Here is a 797-nt window from a genome sequence, read left to right as displayed (position 1 = left end):
CCGCACCGAGAACCCGAGCCTCCGCAAGCGCTGCTTGAGAACGTAGTCCGTGGCACCGGCCCTCATGCAATCCACCGCCTCCTCCTCGGTCATCGCGGTGGAAATCACGATCAGCGGAAGCTCCGGCCGCTGCTGCCGTACCTGCCGCAGCATTTCCAGGCCGCCGACTTCGTAGTCGGACAGCACCAGGTCGAAGGTCAGCCGATGCAGGGCGGAGACGAAGTCCTCCCGGGTCTGCATCCACACGATGTCACAAGCAAGGTCCTCGTCCTGCAGCCTGCTCCGGATGCGTTCCGCATCRGCCGGGTCGTCCTCGAGATGCAGCACTCGAATGGCAGYGGTCATCTYGGCCCGTCCTGCTCGCCACGGAGCGACTCGACRACMTCCTTGAACTCCTCGCGGTTGCGTTCGCTCAGCGCGGAGAGGGCCTCGTGCGCCTGCAGGATCCGCTTCTGCACCGCGGCCAGGTCGCCCCCCGTGCCCAGCGCGTAGAGCTCGGGCGCGGCGGGAATGTCCTCGCGGATCGCGGCCAGCACCTGCTGCATGCTCAGTTCCTCGAACAGGGCGCGCACGGCCGGCGTCACCCCCGCGAGCACCACGCCGCCCCGGGCGACCAGCTCGTGCACCGTGCCGAGGCAGGTGCTGTCCATGTACTCGCAGCCGGAGAGGTCCAGCACCAGGGGGCGTCCCCCTGCGCGATGAGTGTGTAGGCGAAGTAGGCACTGGCGAGCGGGCGGCAGCCAGGCAGCGCGGTCGCGAAACAGGGCATGCGCCGTGGACAAGGCTCGCTCGATCTC

2 protein-coding genes are annotated in these 797 nt (G+C 68.4%); both read right to left on the bottom strand.

Annotation, left to right across the window (positions count from 1 at the left end):
• The coding region (locus tag ACXJ3V_RS20140) for a response regulator (RefSeq protein WP_457102133.1) at positions 1-345 on the bottom strand (345 nt) is incomplete at its 3' end.
• Positions 342-797: STAS domain-containing protein (locus ACXJ3V_RS20135; RefSeq protein ID WP_457102132.1), on the bottom strand; the 456-nt coding region annotated here is incomplete at its 5' end. The genes ACXJ3V_RS20140 and ACXJ3V_RS20135, both read right to left, overlap by 4 nt.

This window comes from Microbacterium sp. P5_E9, from assembly GCF_054049175.1.
This window is presented reverse-complemented; position numbering and strand designations above follow the sequence as displayed.